Here is an 18,801-nt window from a genome sequence, read left to right on the forward strand (position 1 = left end):
GCCCTCCTGAAAGTCGGCGGCAATGGCGAGGTATGCTGCGACTTACGTTACTTTTTACTTTCCGCCAGTAATTACGGGCATTTTCGTGCCAAAACGGGCAGAATTGGCGTACTCGTCGTATCGTTGATGCAAATCTCGATGACAAGAAAATGACCCGAGGGAATTAATTTCAACGCTGCAACGTCATACGATGGATGCATTTGGATGTACTCGGCAACAATCACCACGCAAAGGCAAACGCCAGCCTCTTGATAGAGGCGTTTCAAGAGGCCATCAAGGAAAAGATTATGTTGATACTCACTCGCAAAGTAGGCGAAAGCATAAACATCGGTGACGAAATCACCGTGACGATTCTTGGCGTTCAAGGACTGCAAGTCCGGCTAGGTATCAACGCACCGAAGAATGTCTCAGTGCATCGCGAAGAGATCTACAAGCGTATCCAGGCAGAACTGGCTCCAAACCAGGACCCACAATAACACCCGCTACACCCCTCTATTCAGCTGATCTGCCACCCCATTGGCAGATCAGCCATACGGCGCCGTGAAAGGCGCCGTTTTTTATTCCCGCCCCCCAATCTTCCCTCCCTCGCGGCAGTGACCACTTGTCATTCACCCGGAACATCGCTCGAACCCCACAAGTCCACCCCAAGCAAGCACTCAGATCAATGCCAGCCCGTTGTGCGTAGTGAGCCGGGCATTCTCTTTTACCTGATGACCCGAATACGGTGAATGACGATGGCTACGACGAATGAACCCACAGTCAGTGGCAACGCACACGCTGGCAGGCCGACAGGCCAGGACCCTCTGCCAGGATTGCAGGACGATACCCAACATCCCCTTGAGGACACGAAAGAACAACTCAACGCGCCATTCGAGCAGTACCGCGACACAGCTGCAGATCAGATCGACAACCTGGCACAGACGGCTCAGTCAGTTGCAAAAGAGATATCGGATAACGACACGCTGGGGCTTTCCCGATACGTCTCTGATATCGCACAGGGCATGAACGATCTGGCAGAAAAGCTGCGAGGCAAGAACACCGATGAGTTGTTGCAGGATGCGGGCAGACTGGCGCGTGACAACCCCCTGCTGTTTCTCTGCGGCAGTGTTGCGCTGGGGCTTGGGCTGTCACGAGTACTCAAGGCATCGATGCCCGCAACAGACGCCCTCTCTTCGACGACAGACGCCCCCGGGTTTGCCGATGATCCTGTCGATGAACTCTACCGGGATGGCTTGAACAGGGATGGCCTGTCCAGAGGAGATGTGTAATGAAGACAACACCCGACATTCCAGAGAGATCGCCTGAAAACGAAACCTCGGTACTGGGCTTGATCAAGCAACTGGCGCATGAGGTTCCAGCCCTGATCAACAAGGAAATAGCGCTGGCCAAGGCCGAGCTGCGGGAATCGATCCAGACCTCCAGACAAGCAATCATGACGATCGGCATTGGCGCGATCATGGTTCTGGGCGGCTTCATCATATTGTTGCAGGCAGCGGTCTATGTGCTGACCCACTTCATGGCCTCATGGCTGGCGGCATTGATTGTCGCAGTGGTCGCCATGATCGTGGGGTATCTCATGATCATGGCTGGCAACAAGAAGCTCGACCCCGCCAGTCTTGCACCTGAACGCACCGCCAGCACCTTGCAGAAAGACAAGGAAGCTATCCAGAGGAAAGTCTCATGAGCATAGACAGCAGCTTCGGCACCCCGGAAGACTTCGAGGCGCCACCGCAAAAGAGCCCGGAAACCCTGGAACAGGAAATCGATGCACAACGCTCCAGCATCGGCAACATTGTCGATGCGCTCGAAAAAAAGATATCACCCGGCCAATGGGTCGATCAGGCCCTGGCCTACGCCCGGGAAAACGGCGGCGAGTTTGTTGGCAATCTGGGCAATAACGTCAAGGCCAATCCGGTGCCTGCCGTACTGGCATCGGTGAGCATAATCTGGCTGATGCTGGGCAGCCGCACGCCCTCCTCCGGCCCTTCGGCTATCGACAGCGTCGGCAGGAAAGTCAGCGATATGGCGGAAAGTGTCGGCGACAGCCTGAGCAGTGCCAAGGCCAGGGTGCAGGAAACCGCTGCCCGCATGAAAGACAAGGGCAGCCAGTTGACGGACAGTATCGGAGATAAACTCTCGTCGCAATCGGGTCACGACACAGGCCTGGCGTTTCAGGAAAAACGCCTCAGCGCCAACACCTTGTTAAGCGAGCAGCCCTTGGCTGTCGCCGCCATCGGTGTTGCCCTGGGAGCGCTCATCGGCGCAGCCTTGCCGGCCAGCGAGCGTGAGAAACGGTTGATCGGCCAGGCACGCGACAAGCTGATCAATACGCCTGCACAGCACAATGACCATGAGCAGTTTTCGTCGACAGGCACTGGCTTGCCTCCTGACAGATCACCGTTTCCAGAAAAGCATGACAGCCTTGCGGGCCGTTCCGAACCACTGCCGGGAACTTCGTCGGGAACGTCGCCCGGCCTGGGTTGAGTCAGGCGAACGGCCCCGCTCAGGCAGGGCCGTTCACCCTTGTCATGGCCTGATCGCATTCATCTCAGAAGGCAATGCACGATCCGGTCCTTTACCTGAAGGCGTCGCTCCTTGAGCTTCTTGAGTTCATCATCACCAATCCCTCCGGCCAGTCCCTTTTCGGCATGGATCACCTGAGTATCCGTATCGTCATAATCCGCGAGCAATTGCTGCAACTTCGCATCGCTCTTGCTGCGCTGGACGACTTCTTCCCGGGTCAGTTGCAAATCTGCGAATAGATCATGTTTGACTGGCATGGATAATCATCTCCTGTAGAACTGCTGAACCATGAGCCCGGCAGGTGAGGCCTGGCTTACTGATACAGTCAGGCCTCAGCCTTGAAAGTTCAGAACAAGCGACGTCTGGGGCGCCCATACAGGAGCACGCTCTTCCAGGGGCTGCATCTGGCTGTGACGTGAAGGTTCGAGCGGTAGGACCTTGTCCTGCAACCTTGCCAGAACGGCATCGATCACTGCCCGGCTGGCATCATGATGAAACTGCCAGACGCCATATATCCGCCCATCGAATGAGGGTTCGCTGCCCAGTTGAGGGTCGGCCTTGAGCCCGGCTCCGATTCCAAACAGATGCAGGCCATGCAAACGGCGACCGAACTGATCCTGCGGGCAACCCGAAGCATCGGAGTCCAGGCCTCCCTTGGTTTCACAAAGACGCACCGGGCGACCATCGGGGTAAGTCAGGGACGGCAAGCGAGGCTGATAACCCGTGCATTGCACCACGACACTGGACTCGGCCAAGGCCTGCCCTGCCTTTTCATAATCTGCGGGCTGGCCACCGCTGGTCTGCAGTAACTGCACACGCACGCCTGTCTTGCCGATCCGACCGCTCTTGAGCGCTTCGCAACCGATATCCAGCGCCCTGTAGCGCAAGCCACCGGAACGGTTGATACGCCCCGATATCGGACAGATGTCGGATTGAGGGTCAAACTCATAACCGGCCGCCACAGCCTGCTCGACACTTTCATAGAACAGGCGGATTCGCGTGCGGTGGACCAGCGTCACTTCCTGCAAACCTGCAAACTCCAGGGCATCGGCCAGATTTTCCAGAACCGAAAATGCACTGTGAGAGCCTCCGACCACGGTTATGCGTCTTCCACTGGCCAGAGCAGGTGCAAAGACTTCACGCAGTTGTACGGCATTCATTCGCAGCAGCATGTCGGAGCTCTGGATATTCATCGAAGCAGGCACTGCCAGGCCTTGATCTGCCAGCCCACGGATCAGATGCTGAGGGTCCTGGCGCCCTCCCAGATTGAGTACCAGCGTCCGGCAATGGATCAGACGCATGCAGCCTTCGGTTTCAACCTTCAGGCAGAACGTGTCATCGTCGCAGATCACCTCGGTAATGGTCGTACAGCGCCAGATCTTCACGCCATGGTGATGGACGATATAGTTCAGCAACAGCCTGGACGCCTCGGCCATCAACTGCCCGACATCAGACAATTGCGGAGCGCTCTGGGCCTGACCTCTGATACGCCAGTAAGCAGGTGAAGACTCCAGCGGCTCGAACACCTCACTCAACGCCGGATCGCGCAAGCAATCAATAAACACATCTCCAACCGAGTTGGCCGTGATGCGGTACTGCCCCAACACCCCGGTTCCGGGATTGTCACTGGCATCAAGCACTATCAAGCCGTTGCGTGCAATATCGGCCAACGTACCGCTTTTCAGCGCGTTGAATAAAAACCCCATACCCGCGAGCCCGGCGCCTCCTACAACACATCCACATGTTGTTTCCAAATGTTCTTCAAACATGATGAGGCTCCATCGTCATATAAATACGTTGGTGCGATCCAGAAGTTCTGGAAGTTATGCGCAAGGCAAGGCGCCCAAGAACAAGGCTCTTGAGCAGAGAAACTTCCCGTTATCTTTATTTTATGAGAGGTGCACCAGGCCTTGATGCACATGGGCTTTTGCAAAAGCCTCTTGATACGGCATAAACATTTTCATATTCAACAAGACTGAACATAAAGCTACCGCCAGCCCGTTAATTAAACAGACGCGGACGACACCTGCATGAAACCCGATATATCCAGCCAGCGCCGGACAGAAGAGAAAGGACTGAATGAATACTTGCAAAGAACACGCAAAGTGTCAAATAACCTTCAAACAACCTGAAAAAAATCTGCTCACCGCCGCAACCACATGATCCTTATGAAAATAATAACTCTACTGCTCTAAAACTAGCTTATCCCGCCCACTTTCAAAGCATTCGATGACTTTTTATTTTTACATCGCCCAGGGAAAAACCCGCAAAAGGCCAGCGCCAGCAAATTGACAAACCTGTTCGCAAGCACCCCAGAAATCGTGACTGACTCAAAACCGATACACACGCAAACGCCCCGGCCATGAATGACCGGGGCGTTATGGAGTCAGGCGTTATGGGTACAGGTTATGCGAATAGAATCTGACGTGCGTCAGGCCGTGTGATAGTGAGGTTGAAGCTGGCCGTGATGAGCCCGCTCATCGCGCAACTCCGCTACCAGATCGGAAATGTCCCGGCTGGTCTTGAGCCTGTCCAGGGAGATTCCAGTGACTGAAAGCTCTACACGACCCGTGGATGGATCGGCTATCTGCACGGACATGGTTGTTCTTTCAGGCGTAAGGCCCGGCACGACAGTACAGGTACAACTCAATGGTAAAAAAGCAACTTCTATTATATTTCGCAATTCCAGTGTAGACAGTCCAGAAGCGATCATTTGCCATCTCCTTTTTATCAAACGCTGCAGGGATCAGCAGTTTGCCAATGCTTTTTTAGTTTCCCGCCCAAGCAAGACATTCCATTGCCCGCCAACTAATTACCATCAATACTGCATATAAACCTGTTTATACGCTCATCCTTCACATCAGGCAAACCTCTTGCCCGGCTATTAATATAGCACCCCTTCAGAATTACTTATGATAACGACCAGAAAAAACGTTTCATCAGGGACTATCAGCCCTTTTGTCCGATACTTTGGCCAAAAAGCATTGCACGTGATCACTCAGAAGGCAGACAAACGGTCCATGAAGCGACGAAAAACAGCGGCACTTTCAGGCTCTTCACTTCGTTAAAAGAGCCTGAAAATACCGCACACAACGCGACATTATTATTCCGGTGAACGAGGCAAACGCAGATGTATCAAGGCCACACGGGCACCGTGTTTGTCCCGCCGCTCTTCAATGGCAAACGGCCGAAACCCCATGCGGGGATAAAACAACAGGCCTGGAACATTGTGATTGAAGCAAGAAGCGGTCAATTCGGTGGCTTCATGCTTGTCGAACGCGATATTCATCATGCAACTGATCATGTAACGCCCCACGCCCTTGGAGCGGGCCTTGGGTGCAATGATCACATTGCCCAGCGAGCAGCGACCACGGAAATCAGAACGGGAAAAATTGGCAAATCCGACCACTTCGCCATTCATTTCAATCACGGTCGAGTCGAAACGAGTCTCCATGGCCTCCTTGAGTTGAGGCGGTGTCAGTGGATAGACCGCTCTGGGGAACATGTAAAACAGCTCGTCGGCATTCTGAGGCAGCTCGCACACGATGGGGATGTCTTTCTCTTCCATTGGACGGTGATGGAACATTGAGCAGTAACCTCTTGAAGGGTTTGAATAACAAGCGATAGGACTATATGCGACCCGACAGATTCCGCACTGCCGCACGACAGAATCACGACATGAAATATTGCCTGACGCTATCCCTGCGGATTCAGGGCCTGCCGCCGACGCAATATTCTGTAACCGATTTTCTACACACCGCCTTGCAACGCGGATACAGAAGCGGCATTTATTTCATTTTGTTTACCGGAACACCACCCTCATGCCGATATTCTCTCTTGCTCGCCTCAAGGCACGCCGATTTACCTGGGCATGCATGGCGGCCATCATTATTGGCTTGCCTGTGGGCTGTGCGGTGCTGGAACACAAGGAGCGAGAGCTGGTCTTTCGCATCGAACCCGGCAATGCCAGCTGGTACAGCGGCCTGCCCGCCGACGTGCAGGAGCTGGAACTCAACACGCCGGCATTCGGCACCTCGCAGAATATCCATGCCTGGTGGTGGCCTGCAACGCGCAAGGATGCTCCAGCGGTTCTGTACCTGCACGGCTCACGCTGGAACCTGACCGGCCAGTTGTTTCGTATCGAACAACTGCGGGCACTGGGCTTCTCGATTCTTGCCATCGACTACCGGGGCTTTGGTCAGAGCATGGGGCAACTGCCGTCTGAAACCACCGTTTATGAGGACGCCCGGATTGCCTGGGATCGTCTCAAGCAACTGCAACCAGACCCGCAACGCAGGCTGATCTACGGCCACTCCCTGGGGGGTGCCGTGGCGGTGGACCTGGCTGCAGAACTGGGGCGCGAAGCCAAGAAAGAAGACACGCCGGCACAGGCTCGCGGCCTGATCATCGAGTCCACCTTCACCAACCTGGCCGATGTCGCCACGGCCATTGCCAATACATCGCTACCCGTGCGCTGGCTGCTTTCGCAGAAATTCGACTCACTGGACAAGATCGCGGACATTCACATGCCGGTGCTGATCGTACATGGCACCGACGACCGCTATGTACCGGCACGCTTCAGCGAGGAATTGTTCGAGGCCGCACAGGAGCCCAAGAATCTGTTGCTGGTGCCGGGCGGTACTCACAACAACAGCATGCGTCTGGGCAGGCAGGCTTATAGCCAGGCGATTCAAGCCTTGTTGAAGGCTACGGCGTCACCGGAACATGCAAAGAAAGAGGAGAACAGGCAGAAACAGGCGGGATGACTGCTACCGTGCCGAAAATATTTCGGCACGGCATCGATCAGGTCAGATCAGCCCCTTGTTGGCGGCCTCTTCAAGCGTACTGCGTGCCAGTTGCTTGATCAGCGCGTCCGAGGACTCGTTGAAGGGAACAGCAAAAACCAGGAACAACTGCATCCAGGTTGTCAGTTTCTCTTGTTTACGCACCTGGCCCAGCTTCTTGCCGTCCTTGTCACGGAAGGTCAACTCAAGCGACAAGGTGTTATCAAACGTGTTGGGGATCAGGAAAAAGGTAAACCCTGTCAGAAAAGCGCCAGCCAGATTGCCTTCTTCATGATTACGCAGTGTCGCAGTGACATACACGCCGGATGATTGCTGCTCGGTGGTAACCCTGGCAAAACGCTGACTGTCCTGAAACTCCTGAACCAACTGCTTTTCCAGACCTGCGATATTGGTATTAGTGTTCATCGCATTGTCGTTATGAGCATACTCGGCGAGCACTTTGAGGTAGACGACAGGTTTATCCTGCTTGGTCTGAGCAAGCGGCCACTGCCCGACAGGCGTCAACTCATGATGGGAGTACGTCATGCAGCCTTGCAGGCTGAGGGAAAAAACAACGACAAGCAACGCAAAAAACTTGTTCACGGAAATAGCCTTATTCTTTGGGAAGTTGTTGAGTGGCGTCTTTGAGCAGGACATTAACCAGCTCGGTCAACTGATGAGAACCCAGGGTCATGTTGTAATAGTCGTTGTCCCACAAACCCGTGTTCTGGTCGCGCTTGAGCACCTGCCGTGACAGGGCCAGTTGCTTGCCTGTGCGATCGGTGATGCTCAGCTCACCCGAAAGATCATATGCATCGACATAAATCGGGCCATTGACCCAGATCCAGACCGTCAATGTCAGCAAGGCGCCAGGAAAATAGCCAGGGTGCGGCGTACGCTTGCCCTTGAGAGACGTGAAGTTGAACGTCAGATCGACATCCTTCTCACCCAGCCTGGCCGGGAACACGATCATTTTCTGGAAGAACTCGCCTCGCTCAATGTACGTATTGATCTGGCTGGTCAACTGAACGCCGATATTACGACGCACATCGGCCTTGATGCTCTCATCCGAAACCTGCACGTCCTTGACCGAGGCCCCTATAGGCAAGGTGTGTTCCGCAATTTCGATAGGAGGGGCAATCGGGCCTGCAGGCGTGAAGGAAACACACCCGGTCAACATCAGCCCCATGAAGCCGATCGCGGCGTACTGCAACTTATTCATTTAACGCACATCCTTGAGATGTCACCGCAAAGCGCCATCTGACCTGTAGAGAGTGAGGGCATACCACAGGCTATCGCCCGTCCGTGGCACGCAAACGATGGCCGAATGCCATCGAGGGCGGCGATTGTAACCACTCTGTATCAGGCGTGCTAATTAATTGATGTGGCGAGGGAGGAAAAGGCTGGAGGCGCAGGAAAGAGGTTTTACCGGGCAATGCTCACGCTCCCACCCTGGAGCGAAAGTTATGAGTTTCAGTACTTGATACGATAAATATTCAACAGGGTTTCATTGGCATATATATATTCAATCTTGCCGATAAAGGCGCTGCGCTCCAGCCAGTCATTAGGGCCCATCGCGACCTGAAAACGTGGAGTGCAGGTGCATTCATAATGACCTGCCGTCACCGGCCATACGCCGTCCTGAATTTCCTGCTGAGCCGTTTCATCCAGGATAAGCACGCCCTTGTTGATGACGTTGATCAGTTCACCCAGGTCAGTGCGCAAGGTAAAGCGTGCATTCAAGTGCGCAACATCACCTGAGTTCTCGATAAAGAAATCGGAACCACCTGGCAGTACTACGCCCTGAAATTGCGGGCCATGGAACTCCCCGCCGACAATCGAGGTATTACTGCGAAGACCGTCGCTGCATATACCCAGAAACGCCGGAGCATCGGTACGTAATGTGATAGTGAGAACGTTTTCCAACAAAGGGATCTTTGTTGTGGTACTTACAGCACGTTCGGTTCTCTTGCGAGAGTCGGTAAAATCAATGACATTCATATCAAGCCCTCTCGCTCGATCCATGTGCGAACATCTGCGCACATTGGCATTACATTTTTATAGTAATAGCACTATTCAAAGTGCATCAAGTTTCGGCTCATCCCAGTTTGGTTGTCAAGATAATTGTACCCGCCAGTTCACTTAATATGATGGTGGTCACATTCGCGGCCAGAGCAACAAATCCTTGCCATCCCGATAAAATCGGCTAAGTTGTACGATGACAGACGAATGCAAGGAACTCACTATCCAGACCGTCTGTCCGTCTTAATCTAACTACAAAAAAAGGACCTGTTCATGAAAAAGCTCAAACTGCTTGTGGGTTTTCTGTGTCTCTTCACCGGGTTTGTATACGCCGCCTCTTCCGATGAGAACGATGTTGCCGCTGCCGTGGACAAGCTGACCCAGGCCATGCTGCACAAGGATATCGGGCAACTGAAAAAGCTGACCGCAGACAATCTTACCTACGGCCACTCCAGCGGTAACATTCAGGACAAGCAGGCATTCATTGCTGATATCGAAACCGGGAAAAGTGCTTTCAACGAGTTGAAAATGCTCAACCAGAAAATCACCCTTTCCGGCGATGTCGCCCTGGTGCGCAATCACTTTTCGGCCCAGGCAGTGAACAGCGGCAAGGTAGTGCCGACCGAGATCGAAAACTTTCAGATCTGGCAGAAACAGAACGGCCAATGGTTATTGATTGGCAGACAAGCGTTCCGTTTCTGATTCAGGCCATGCGGACGGCCAGTTCTCACTGCGAACCGAACATGGCCGTCCAGTAGATTCCTGCATCGCTCTTGGGGTCGATCGCATAGGCTGCGCCCAACTCACGAAAGCCCGGATTCATCAGATTGGCGCAGTGGCCGGGGCTGGCTAGCCAGCCATCGACCACCTTGCGCACCGAGTCCTGGCCAGCGGCGATGTTCTCACCGATCTGCTGGGCGATGTAACCGGCCAACTCGGCCCGATCCCCCGGCGTACTGCCATCGCGCCCTTTGTGATCGAAGAAGCTGTTATTGGCCATGGACCGGGTATGCCCTTCAGCCGCCGTTGCCAGCGTGGCATTCCAGGCCAGCGGGGTCGTGGCATTAAAGGCCTGAGTACCGCACTGACGTGGCTGCGTGCGTGCTGTGTTGATCAGCTCAAGCAGCTTTTGCCCTTCAGCCTGCCACTCTCCCAGCCGCGCAGCCAGCAGAGAGCGCGCCAGTACAATGCGCCATTCGCGCCCTTCCCGGCTCACACCGATGTCGACGAATTGCGGGTCCAGCACTACCTGGCAAAAACTTTCCTGCACCGCTTTCATGGCCGATTGCGCATCCCGCGGCCCCGACAGGCTGATAGCCTGCACAGTAACCATCGGATAGGAGGCACGTGCCAGCGATTGCTGCAAATCACCTGACCCGGTAGCCGGCAACACCAGACGTGAATCACTGACCAGCGGCGGCAGCTCCATGGAAACCTGCCCGGCACAGCGTTGAACCTGGCTGCGATAGAGATTGATGGACTCTGCCAGTTGCGTTTCTTCGGTTGCCAGCGCAGCAACGGAAAACACCATTCCCAATGACAGCACAGCAAGACGCAAAGCGGATGACATGACGCGCATGAAGGAGCCTACCTTTAGACCGGACCCGCACATGATGCGTGATTTACGTGGCAAATTGCACTCTGCGGGTGGGGCCTGAATCATCCTGAATAACGTTAACTGTTTTTTGCCTTGCGACCGCGTGTACCCGGTTTTGCCGGCACGCTATTCCCGTACTCGTTCCACCAGACCATAAGCGCTTCCATGGTTGGCCCAAGCCCGCGCGCCTTGGTCGTGATTTCATATTCGACACGAGGCGGCACTTGCGCAAACACGGTGCGCGACACCAGGCCATCGTTTTCAAGCTCGCGAAGTTGCGCCGTCAGCATGTGCTGGGTAATGCCTGGAATTGCCTTGCGCAGTTCTCCGAAGCGATAGATCCGCTGGTTGAGCAACCACATTATTTCCAGCTTCCATTTGCCCGACAGCAACGAGAATGCCCGGCGCATTTCCTCGTGCATATTGATCTTTTCGTCGTCGTTAGTCTGGTTTTCCATACTAAGTATCACTTTTTCATCCTACTTGCGGCTTTTCATATTAGACGACACTCTCGCCGCGAGTCGATGCATTACAACCCGTACAGGACACTTCCATGATTGAAAACTACGCCTACTGGATCAGCACACTGTTGCTGTCTGCGCTCTATCTGGTTTCCGCAGCCATGTACATTCGCAAAAGTGAATGGGTGCGTGAAACGCTGGGGGAACTGGGTTATCCCGGATATCTCGTGCCTCTGCTTATTGTCACGAAAATTCTGGCAGTGGTCGTCATTGTCTCGCGCTTCAACGTAGGGCTTAGCGACCTCGCCTACGCCGGCGTCTTCTATCACCTGCTACTTTCCGCACTGGCCTATATCGGTGTGCGCAAGCCCGGTGGAGCATTGCCAGCAGTGGTGTGTCTGGTACTGCTGACAACCTCTTTCTACACCCAGAATGCCGCCCGTGAAGTGCCATCACCCTATGGTCAGGTCATGGCTTTCTCACAGGAAAGTCAGTAGTCCAGACGGCGTGCCTGACGACAAAGGAAGCTCAGGTATCAAGTTGCAGGTTCTTGCGAATACCCGCATCCAGCACGCTCGCCGGTGCGAATCGACGCAAGAACTGCAACTGCCTTGCAGCCTTGCCCGCGGTGTAACGAAGCTTCGGCCGCTCGGCACTCGCCGCCTGCAACACGACGTCGGCGACGATGGAGGGTTCGTCGGCGTTCGCCATGGCTTGTTTGACCACTTTCGTAACATGCGCACGAATCGACTCATACTCGTTGAGCTTTGCATCCGGCTCAATGTTATTAGCCTCGAACTGCGTCCTGGTATAGGCAGGCTCGATGACCGAGACTCGAACCCCACGGGTACGCAATTCATGATCCAGCGCTTGCGAGTAACCCGCCACTGCATGCTTGCTGGCGCAGTAAAGCGCGACATAAGGCACCGAAACAGCGCCGAGAATCGAGCCGATATTGATGATCCGTCCGCTACCACGCTCAAGCATGTGCGGCACAATTGCACGGGTCATGCGCACGATACCCAGAAAGTTCGTATCGAAGAGAGCCTTGGCCTGTTCGATAGAACTTTCTTGCGCGGCCCCCGGAGCAATCCCGAAGCCCGCGTTATTGACCAACAGATCAATGCGCCCTTCCCGCTTGAGCAACTCGTTGACCGCAGCATCGACGGATTCGTCGTCAGTGACGTCCAGAGCCAGTAATGGAAAACGCCGCTGACCGGCGAGATCACCACGTCGACTCGTGCCATAGACCGTGTAACCCGCCGCCAGGAGTTTATGGGCCGTGGCTTCGCCTATACCTGAAGAAGCGCCCGTAACGAGCGCCACTGGTTTATTGGTTTTCATGAAGACCTCTTCAGCGGGTTACGAAGCGGTTTGATAGCGCTCGGCAGCATGCGCCTGCCTGATATCCGACAGCAGGCCTTGTCGAGCAGCATCCAGCGCATCCCAGCGAGCGGCGTTGTGCAATGGCGGAATGGTCACAAGCTCACGCTTATCAAAACCGACAAGAGCGGCATCAACCAGCTCGCCCACGTCCATCACTTCGGACAGCGTATTGATGTCGATACCGGCACGCTCCCAGATCTCGGTGCGGGTTGCAGCCGGAAGAACGGCCTGTATGTAAATGCCTTTGGGGCCGAGTTCCAGATTCAGGCCTTGGGAAAGGAACAATACGAACGCCTTGGTCGCCCCATAGACCGACATACCGAATTCCGGGGCCAGGCCAACCACCGAACCGATATTGACGATGGAGCCTTCTCCAGCCTGAACAAGACGCGGGGCGATGGCATTGGCGAGCCGGACCAAGGCCACCGTATTCAATCCGACCATCCGGGTGACATCTTCGGAGGTCTGGTCGAGGAAGCCACCAGACTGGGCTATCCCGGCATTGTTGATGAGAATTCCGATTTGCGCGTCATCGCGCAGGCGCGTCTCCACGCTAACCAAATCGTCGGCACGAGTGAGATCGGCCTGCAGAACGTCGACGGCGACGTCGTGCTCTTTGCGCAGCCGCGCAGCGAGAGTTTCCAGTCGCCCCTTGTCGCGGGCAACCAGTACGAGATTGTGGCCACGACTCGCAAAACGCTCGGCGTAGGTAGCTCCAATGCCAGAAGAAGCACCGGTGATGAGGACTGTCGAAAGGCTGGTCATGAAATGGCTCTCTTGATTAGGTGAACGCATGTCGGGATAGGTGCGAAGCCACATCAATCCGTGGCTCTGCGGGTTTTACTGCGCTTGAGAATCTGCGAAGGTCGGATAGTCGATATATCCCGCTGCGCCGCCGCCATAAATCGTGGTCGGATCGAGCGCTGCCAGAGGCGCGCCGCTGCTCAATCGCTCAACCAGATCCGGGTTGGCAATAAACGGACGCCCGAAAGCAAACAGGTCGGCCTTGTCCTGGTTCAGCCGGGAGGTAGCGAGGTCCAGGTCATAGCCGTTATTGGCGATGTAGGTGTTCTTGAAGCGTCGGCGCAGGGAGTCGAAATCGAACGGCGCAACGTCACGCGGCCCGCCGGTCGCCCCCTCGACAACATGCAGGTAGGCAATGCCCAGGGCGTCGAGCTGATCGACGATGTAATCGAACTGGGCCTGCGGATCACTGCTTGAAACCCCATTGGCTGGCGAAACCGGCGAAATACGAATGCCTGTACGCTCAGCGCCGATCTCCTCGACCACAGCCGCTGTCACTTCCAGCAGAAGACGCGCACGATTCTCGATGGAACCCCCATAGGCATCGGTGCGTACGTTGGCGCTGTCCTTGATGAACTGATCCAGCAGATAGCCATTGGCACCGTGAATCTCGACGCCATCGAAACCTGCGGCGATGGCGTTTGCCGCGGCCTGGCGGAAATCGTTGACGATGCCTGGCAGTTCATTGAGCTCCAGCGCCCGAGGCTCGGAAACATCCACAAAGCTGTTGTTGACGAACGTCTTGGTCTCGGCGCGGATCGCAGAGGGAGCAACCGGAGCAGCGCCATTCTTCTGCAGGTCGACATGCGAAACACGTCCGACGTGCCACATCTGCAGGAAGATTCGCCCGCCTTGCGCATGGACAGCATCGGTAACCTTGAGCCAGCCGTCGATCTGCGCCTGCGTGTAAATGCCAGGCGTGTCCTGATAGCCCTGCCCCTGCTGCGAGATTTGCGTAGCTTCTGAAATCAGCAAACCCGCCGACGCCCGCTGGCTGTAGTAAGTCGCGGCGAACTCACTTGGCACGAAACCGGCACCCGCGCGATTGCGCGTCAACGGCGCTAGAACGATCCGGTTGGAGAGTGTCAGGGAGCCAAGGGTGTAAGGCTCGAACAAGGTTTTCTCGGTCATGTCGTCTTGCTTCCACATCAATTGAAGGTCGTTGCCAAAGGAGCACATCGCCATGCGTCGGCTCCCGAGGCAGGCTTGACGATTATGATGATGATCATAATCTTAGACGTCAACAGTTTTGATGATGAGCGACATCAATGTATAGTGACGACTTGAGCGTAAGCACAAAAGGCATGTGGATATGAGAGTCAGCAAAGCGCAGGCGCAGGCGAATCGAGCGCACATCGTCGATACGGCTTCAGAGCTGTTTCGTGAGCGGGGTTATGACGGCGTGGGCGTCGCCGACCTGATGGCGGCTGCCGGTTTTACCCATGGCGGGTTCTACAAGCACTTCGGCTCCAAAGCCGACCTGATGGCCGAAGCCGCTGCAAGCAGTTTTGCCAAGAGCCTGGCCAATAGCGAAAACCTCAGCGTCGCCGAGTTCATCAATCACTACCTGTCCCGCAAGCACCGCGATGGCCGGAACGTCGGTTGCACAATGGCCGCACTCTGCGGGGATGCTGCGCGTCAATCGCAGGAGGTCAAGGCGACGTTTGCAGAAGGGATCACAAAAATGCTTGAACAGATTGACTCTGCAAGCCCCGACACGGACGAGGCGGATCAACAGCGGGCAAGAATGATCAGCATGCTGGCCCATGCGGTCGGCGCAATTGTATTGTCACGCTCCTGCCCGGATGACTCGCCGCTGGCGGATGAGATCATCGAGGCTTGCAGAGCGCAGATACTCGGGCAGGACTAGGCGATTTCACTCAGCCCACTAACACCGGCCCGCGCCCGCCATTGCGCAAGGCGCCCTCGCCCAACCGCTCGATCACAAACGCCGTGGCGTGACGTGTCATCTCGTCCAGGTGCCGGTCACGCTTTTTCTCGGCGTCCACCATGGCTCTTTTCCCGTGCTGCTTGAGCAGGTACGCATGAATCTGCCGCACCTCCACTGAGCGATAGATCGGCGCGACATCCAGCACTGCCAACAGCCCCTCCGTGCCGTGATCGCGGGTGTTCATGATGACCTGCGGGCCGCGTGCGCCAATGACCTGAAAGCCCAGCGATTCAAAGCACGGCACCTTGCCGACGACGCAGGAAAGTTCGGCGTGAGGGTAACGGCCAAGCATTTTCTGCAGCATCCCGCGTGCGATACCACGGCGACGGTGGCTTTCCCGCACGGCCATATACGCCACGGCACAGGCTTCAGGATCATCCTTGACCGGCAGGTACAGAACGAAGCCGGTCACGATGGAGGGGTCCTGTTCATCCAGCGCCACGATCAGTTCGACCGGAATGCCTTTGGAGCCATTCATTGCATCCAGATAGAGATGAACCTCGTAGCCGATGCCATATTGATAGAGGTTGTAAAGCGGATTGCTCGGGGCAATGGCGACCATGCTGATGTCGGTGACGTAATCGACGACCATCTGCAGAATCTGGCTTTTGATGGCTTCTGGAGGCGTGGCTTCAAGCAGGGTGACAATGGACATCAAAACGAGGGGCTCCGGGGCTTACTCATGACAATCTGGCCGCGCCATCATAACGCGCATTGGCCGCAAGCACGGAAGCAATAAAAATGACCGCCACAAAAGCAAGGCCCTCCCGAATTGAATCGCGCTGTTTTAAGGGAGATAACTCATTATTGCCAACAGAAACACGAAAACTCCCGACAAGGACACTTGCCCGACATTCTCTGAGCCATTAATTTAATATCACCCACATATGAAACCTTCAGAAACATATTAAAGCCAACATACAAATAACGATTCTCATCTACACTCACCCGTGTCCCCCATATGTACGTCACACACATTTATCTCAATCGCCCCGATAAATTTTTACGATTACAGATAAATATTCATCCGCCTAGGATAAGTGCGCTGAATACAAAAATATGAGGGATTCAAAAAATGCCGTTTTTAAACTGGTCTGGACAGATGCTGCGTTTAACTGCTGTCGGCTTAATGGTTATTCCGACCGCTTATGCAGCAGATACATTAACCCGCGACAATGGTGCGCCGGTGGGCGACAACCAGAACTCACAGACTGCCGGCCCTCAAGGGCCTACGCTGTTGCAGGATGTGCAGTTGCTGCAAAAGCTCCAGCGTTTTGATCGCGAGCGTATTCCTGAGCGCGTGGTTCACGCCCGTGGTACAGGGGTTCGCGGTGAATTTACCGCGTCGGCCGATATCAGCGATCTGAGCAAGGCAAAGGTGTTCAAGTCGGGTGAGGCGACTCCGGTTTTCGTGCGCTTCTCCTCCGTAGTGCATGGCAACCATTCACCTGAAACATTGCGCGACCCCCATGGCTTCGCCACCAAGTTTTATACCGCCGATGGTAACTGGGACCTGGTGGGTAATAACTTTCCGACCTTCTTTATTCGCGACGCCATCAAGTTTCCCGATATGGTTCATGCCTTCAAGCCTGACCCTAGAACCAATCTGGGTAATGACTCCCGCCGCTTCGACTTTTTTTCCCACGTCCCGGAAGCGACTCGCACTTTGACATTGCTGTACTCCAATGAAGGGACGCCAGCCGGTTATCGCTTCATGGACGGCAATGGCGTACACGCCTACAAACTGGTGAATGCCAAGGGCGAAGTCCATTACGTGAAGTTCCACTGGAAATCACTGCAAGGCATCAAGAACCTCGATCCGGCACAAGCGGCTCAAGTGCAGTCCAAGGACTTCAGCCACCTGACCAACGATCTGGTCAGCGCGATCAAAAAAGGCGACTTCCCGAAATGGGATCTCTACATTCAGGTGCTCAAACCTGCCGATCTCGCAAAATTCGAGTTCGACCCGCTCGACGCCACCAAGATCTGGCCTGACGTACCCGAGCGCAAGATCGGTCAGATGGTCCTGAACAAGAACGTCGATAACTTCTTCCAGGAGACCGAGCAGGTCGCCATGGCTCCGGCCAACCTGGTACCGGGTATCGAACCTTCCGAAGACCGCCTGCTGCAAGGCCGTGTGTTCTCCTATGCCGACACGCAGATGTATCGTCTGGGCGCCAATGGCCTGAGCCTGCCGGTCAACCAGCCGAAAGTCCCGGTCAACAACGGCAACCAGGATGGCGCAATGAACACTGGCCACACCACCAGTGGCGTCAACTACGAGCCAAGCCGTCTGAGCCCGCGTCCGTCCGATACTCAGGCACGCTACAGCCAGTCGCCAGTAAGCGGCACTACCCAGCAGGCGAAGATCACCCGCGAGCAGAACTTCAAGCAAGCAGGCGATCTGTATCGTTCCTACAACACCAAGGAAAAGAGCGATCTGGTCCAGAGCTTTGGCGAGTCGCTGGCTGACACCGACACCGAAAGCAAGAACATCGTGCTCTCGTTCCTCTACAAGGCTGATCCAGACTACGGCACCCGGGTAACCGAAGTGGCCAAGGGTGATCTGGCCAAGGTCAAGTCCCTGGCTGCGAACCTCAAAGACTGACAAGTCGATAGCCGGCCCCGCAAGGGGCTGGCTGTTTTCAGGAGAACGCCCATGCGAACCTTACTTTACGGGTTGGTGCTGTTTGCCGCAGTCGCTCAGGCAGAAACACCTTCGGACCAGACAACCAACCAGCTACGCACCCTGTTTTTCGACGCTTCCCGAGAGGGAAACAGCGAGATGATGGCAACCTTCATCGACGCTCACTACGACCTGAACATCCAGGACGAGAAAGGCTATACGGGGTTGATTCTGGCGGCCTATCACGGCCACGAACAACTCGTTACTCAATTGATCAATGCCGGTGCGGACCCCTGCGCCGAAGACAAACGAGGCAATACCGCCTTGATGGGCGCCATATTCAAAGGCGAACTGAGTATCGCCAAACGCCTGGTCGAAGCCCATTGCGCGCCCGACCAACGCAATAACGCCGGTCAGACAGCATCCATGTATGCCGCCCTGTTCCAGCGAACCGAAATTCTGCAAGCCCTGGCCTCCAAAGGCGCCGACCTGAGCCTTCGCGACAGTATGGGGAATGACGTGAACAACCTGTCCAGAGGCGAGTTTCAGGCACCGCCCGTGCAGTAGAACCAAACCTGTGGGAGGGGGCCTTGGCCGCGACGGGGCCGGTATGTTCCAAGAGATTTATCGCCAGAAATACCACTGCG

Annotated in this window: 23 protein-coding genes; 10 read left to right on the forward strand and 13 right to left on the reverse strand. The window is 55.3% G+C overall.

Translation table 11 applies throughout. The features are described 5' to 3' along the window. Nucleotides 1–287: 287 nt before the first annotated feature. The 4 genes from csrA to Q6A51_RS05535 all read left to right on the forward strand — a co-directional run bounded on the left by csrA (nucleotide 288) and on the right by Q6A51_RS05535 (nucleotide 2,484). Complete coding sequence (gene csrA, locus Q6A51_RS05520; RefSeq protein WP_002554157.1) at nucleotides 288–476, forward strand: carbon storage regulator CsrA; 189 nt, start codon at nucleotides 288–290, stop codon at nucleotides 474–476. Nucleotides 477–734: 258 nt separating this feature from the next. After that, nucleotides 735–1,268 carry a hypothetical protein gene (locus Q6A51_RS05525; protein WP_304574294.1) on the forward strand — a complete coding sequence of 178 codons (534 nt, stop codon included), beginning with the start codon at nucleotides 735–737 and terminating at the stop codon, nucleotides 1,266–1,268. Further along, nucleotides 1,268–1,684 carry a phage holin family protein gene (locus tag Q6A51_RS05530; RefSeq protein WP_201002838.1) on the forward strand — a complete coding sequence of 139 codons (417 nt, stop codon included), beginning with the start codon at nucleotides 1,268–1,270 and terminating at the stop codon, nucleotides 1,682–1,684. The genes Q6A51_RS05525 and Q6A51_RS05530 overlap by 1 nt, the downstream gene beginning before the upstream one ends. Continuing rightward, a complete protein-coding gene (locus Q6A51_RS05535; RefSeq protein ID WP_304574295.1) occupies nucleotides 1,681–2,484 on the forward strand; it encodes a DUF3618 domain-containing protein in 804 nt (267 codons plus the stop codon). The genes Q6A51_RS05530 and Q6A51_RS05535 overlap by 4 nt, the downstream gene beginning before the upstream one ends. Nucleotides 2,485–2,543: 59 nt before the next feature. On the opposite strand, the gene Q6A51_RS05540 is transcribed toward Q6A51_RS05535, so the two are convergent. The 4 genes from Q6A51_RS05540 to Q6A51_RS05555 form a co-directional block, all read right to left on the reverse strand. Next, a complete protein-coding gene (locus Q6A51_RS05540) occupies nucleotides 2,544–2,780 on the reverse strand; it encodes a DUF465 domain-containing protein (protein WP_201018518.1) in 237 nt (78 codons plus the stop codon). A gap of 75 nt (nucleotides 2,781–2,855) precedes the next feature. Continuing rightward, entirely contained in the window at nucleotides 2,856–4,292 is a 1,437-nt protein-coding gene (locus Q6A51_RS05545; RefSeq protein WP_304574296.1) for a pyridine nucleotide-disulfide oxidoreductase, read from the reverse strand. A 662-nt stretch (nucleotides 4,293–4,954) separates the two neighbouring features. Next, nucleotides 4,955–5,236 (reverse strand): DUF1652 domain-containing protein, encoded by a 282-nt coding sequence (locus Q6A51_RS05550; RefSeq protein ID WP_201018517.1) that lies wholly within the window; start codon nucleotides 5,234–5,236, stop codon nucleotides 4,955–4,957. 390 nt (nucleotides 5,237–5,626) lie between these two features. Then, nucleotides 5,627–6,109, reverse strand: coding sequence for a GNAT family N-acetyltransferase (locus tag Q6A51_RS05555; protein ID WP_201018516.1), 483 nt, complete (start codon nucleotides 6,107–6,109; stop codon nucleotides 5,627–5,629). Between the two features lie 235 nt (nucleotides 6,110–6,344). On the opposite strand from Q6A51_RS05555, the gene Q6A51_RS05560 reads away from it, so the two are divergent. Beyond that, the gene (locus tag Q6A51_RS05560) at nucleotides 6,345–7,289 is read left to right on the forward strand and encodes an alpha/beta hydrolase (RefSeq protein ID WP_201018515.1); all 945 of its coding nucleotides are present in this window, start codon (nucleotides 6,345–6,347) and stop codon (nucleotides 7,287–7,289) included. 42 nt (nucleotides 7,290–7,331) lie between these two features. Here Q6A51_RS05560 and Q6A51_RS05565 read toward each other — a convergent pair whose 3' ends face one another. The 3 genes from Q6A51_RS05565 to Q6A51_RS05575 all read right to left on the reverse strand — a co-directional run bounded on the left by Q6A51_RS05565 (nucleotide 7,332) and on the right by Q6A51_RS05575 (nucleotide 9,308). Continuing rightward, the gene (locus Q6A51_RS05565) at nucleotides 7,332–7,910 is read right to left on the reverse strand and encodes a hypothetical protein (RefSeq protein ID WP_304574297.1); all 579 of its coding nucleotides are present in this window, start codon (nucleotides 7,908–7,910) and stop codon (nucleotides 7,332–7,334) included. A 10-nt stretch (nucleotides 7,911–7,920) separates the two neighbouring features. Continuing rightward, complete coding sequence (locus Q6A51_RS05570; RefSeq protein ID WP_304574298.1) at nucleotides 7,921–8,529, reverse strand: hypothetical protein; 609 nt, start codon at nucleotides 8,527–8,529, stop codon at nucleotides 7,921–7,923. Nucleotides 8,530–8,780: 251 nt separating this feature from the next. Then, nucleotides 8,781–9,308 carry a DUF3237 domain-containing protein gene (locus Q6A51_RS05575; RefSeq protein WP_304574299.1) on the reverse strand — a complete coding sequence of 176 codons (528 nt, stop codon included), beginning with the start codon at nucleotides 9,306–9,308 and terminating at the stop codon, nucleotides 8,781–8,783. A gap of 294 nt (nucleotides 9,309–9,602) precedes the next feature. Here Q6A51_RS05575 and Q6A51_RS05580 point away from each other — a divergent pair, with 294 nt between their 5' ends. Then, on the forward strand, nucleotides 9,603–10,031 hold the full coding sequence (locus Q6A51_RS05580; RefSeq protein WP_201018512.1) for a nuclear transport factor 2 family protein: 429 nt from the start codon (nucleotides 9,603–9,605) through the stop codon (nucleotides 10,029–10,031). Between the two features lie 25 nt (nucleotides 10,032–10,056). Here Q6A51_RS05580 and Q6A51_RS05585 read toward each other — a convergent pair whose 3' ends face one another. Both Q6A51_RS05585 and Q6A51_RS05590 read right to left on the reverse strand, forming a co-directional pair. Further along, nucleotides 10,057–10,908: a CAP domain-containing protein gene (locus Q6A51_RS05585; protein ID WP_201018511.1), complete on the reverse strand. Its 852-nt coding sequence runs from the start codon at nucleotides 10,906–10,908 to the stop codon at nucleotides 10,057–10,059. A gap of 95 nt (nucleotides 10,909–11,003) precedes the next feature. After that, nucleotides 11,004–11,384 carry a winged helix-turn-helix transcriptional regulator gene (locus tag Q6A51_RS05590; RefSeq protein ID WP_201018510.1) on the reverse strand — a complete coding sequence of 127 codons (381 nt, stop codon included), beginning with the start codon at nucleotides 11,382–11,384 and terminating at the stop codon, nucleotides 11,004–11,006. A 95-nt stretch (nucleotides 11,385–11,479) separates the two neighbouring features. On the opposite strand from Q6A51_RS05590, the gene Q6A51_RS05595 reads away from it, so the two are divergent. Next, nucleotides 11,480–11,884, forward strand: coding sequence for a DoxX family protein (locus tag Q6A51_RS05595; RefSeq protein WP_201018509.1), 405 nt, complete (start codon nucleotides 11,480–11,482; stop codon nucleotides 11,882–11,884). A gap of 31 nt (nucleotides 11,885–11,915) precedes the next feature. On the opposite strand, the gene Q6A51_RS05600 is transcribed toward Q6A51_RS05595, so the two are convergent. From Q6A51_RS05600 to Q6A51_RS05610, 3 genes are all read right to left on the reverse strand, one after another. After that, nucleotides 11,916–12,731, reverse strand: a complete 816-nt coding sequence (locus Q6A51_RS05600) for an oxidoreductase (protein WP_201018508.1) — start codon at nucleotides 12,729–12,731, stop codon at nucleotides 11,916–11,918. An 18-nt stretch (nucleotides 12,732–12,749) separates the two neighbouring features. Continuing rightward, the gene (locus Q6A51_RS05605) at nucleotides 12,750–13,538 is read right to left on the reverse strand and encodes an SDR family NAD(P)-dependent oxidoreductase (RefSeq protein ID WP_304574300.1); all 789 of its coding nucleotides are present in this window, start codon (nucleotides 13,536–13,538) and stop codon (nucleotides 12,750–12,752) included. Between the two features lie 75 nt (nucleotides 13,539–13,613). Further along, nucleotides 13,614–14,708, reverse strand: a complete 1,095-nt coding sequence (locus tag Q6A51_RS05610) for an alkene reductase (protein ID WP_304574389.1) — start codon at nucleotides 14,706–14,708, stop codon at nucleotides 13,614–13,616. Between the two features lie 181 nt (nucleotides 14,709–14,889). On the opposite strand from Q6A51_RS05610, the gene Q6A51_RS05615 reads away from it, so the two are divergent. After that, nucleotides 14,890–15,447, forward strand: coding sequence for a TetR/AcrR family transcriptional regulator (locus Q6A51_RS05615; protein ID WP_201018506.1), 558 nt, complete (start codon nucleotides 14,890–14,892; stop codon nucleotides 15,445–15,447). 10 nt (nucleotides 15,448–15,457) lie between these two features. Here Q6A51_RS05615 and Q6A51_RS05620 read toward each other — a convergent pair whose 3' ends face one another. Beyond that, nucleotides 15,458–16,183, reverse strand: a complete 726-nt coding sequence (locus Q6A51_RS05620) for a GNAT family N-acetyltransferase (protein ID WP_304574301.1) — start codon at nucleotides 16,181–16,183, stop codon at nucleotides 15,458–15,460. Between the two features lie 447 nt (nucleotides 16,184–16,630). Here Q6A51_RS05620 and katB point away from each other — a divergent pair, with 447 nt between their 5' ends. Both katB and Q6A51_RS05630 read left to right on the forward strand, forming a co-directional pair. Continuing rightward, complete coding sequence (gene katB, locus Q6A51_RS05625) at nucleotides 16,631–18,136, forward strand: catalase KatB (protein WP_201018504.1); 1,506 nt, start codon at nucleotides 16,631–16,633, stop codon at nucleotides 18,134–18,136. Between the two features lie 51 nt (nucleotides 18,137–18,187). Then, complete coding sequence (locus Q6A51_RS05630) at nucleotides 18,188–18,721, forward strand: ankyrin repeat domain-containing protein (RefSeq protein ID WP_304574302.1); 534 nt, start codon at nucleotides 18,188–18,190, stop codon at nucleotides 18,719–18,721. Nucleotides 18,722–18,801: the final 80 nt, after the last annotated feature.

It is taken from the genome of Pseudomonas serbiensis (assembly GCF_030580745.1).
GTDB lineage: Bacteria > Pseudomonadota > Gammaproteobacteria > Pseudomonadales > Pseudomonadaceae > Aquipseudomonas > Aquipseudomonas serbiensis.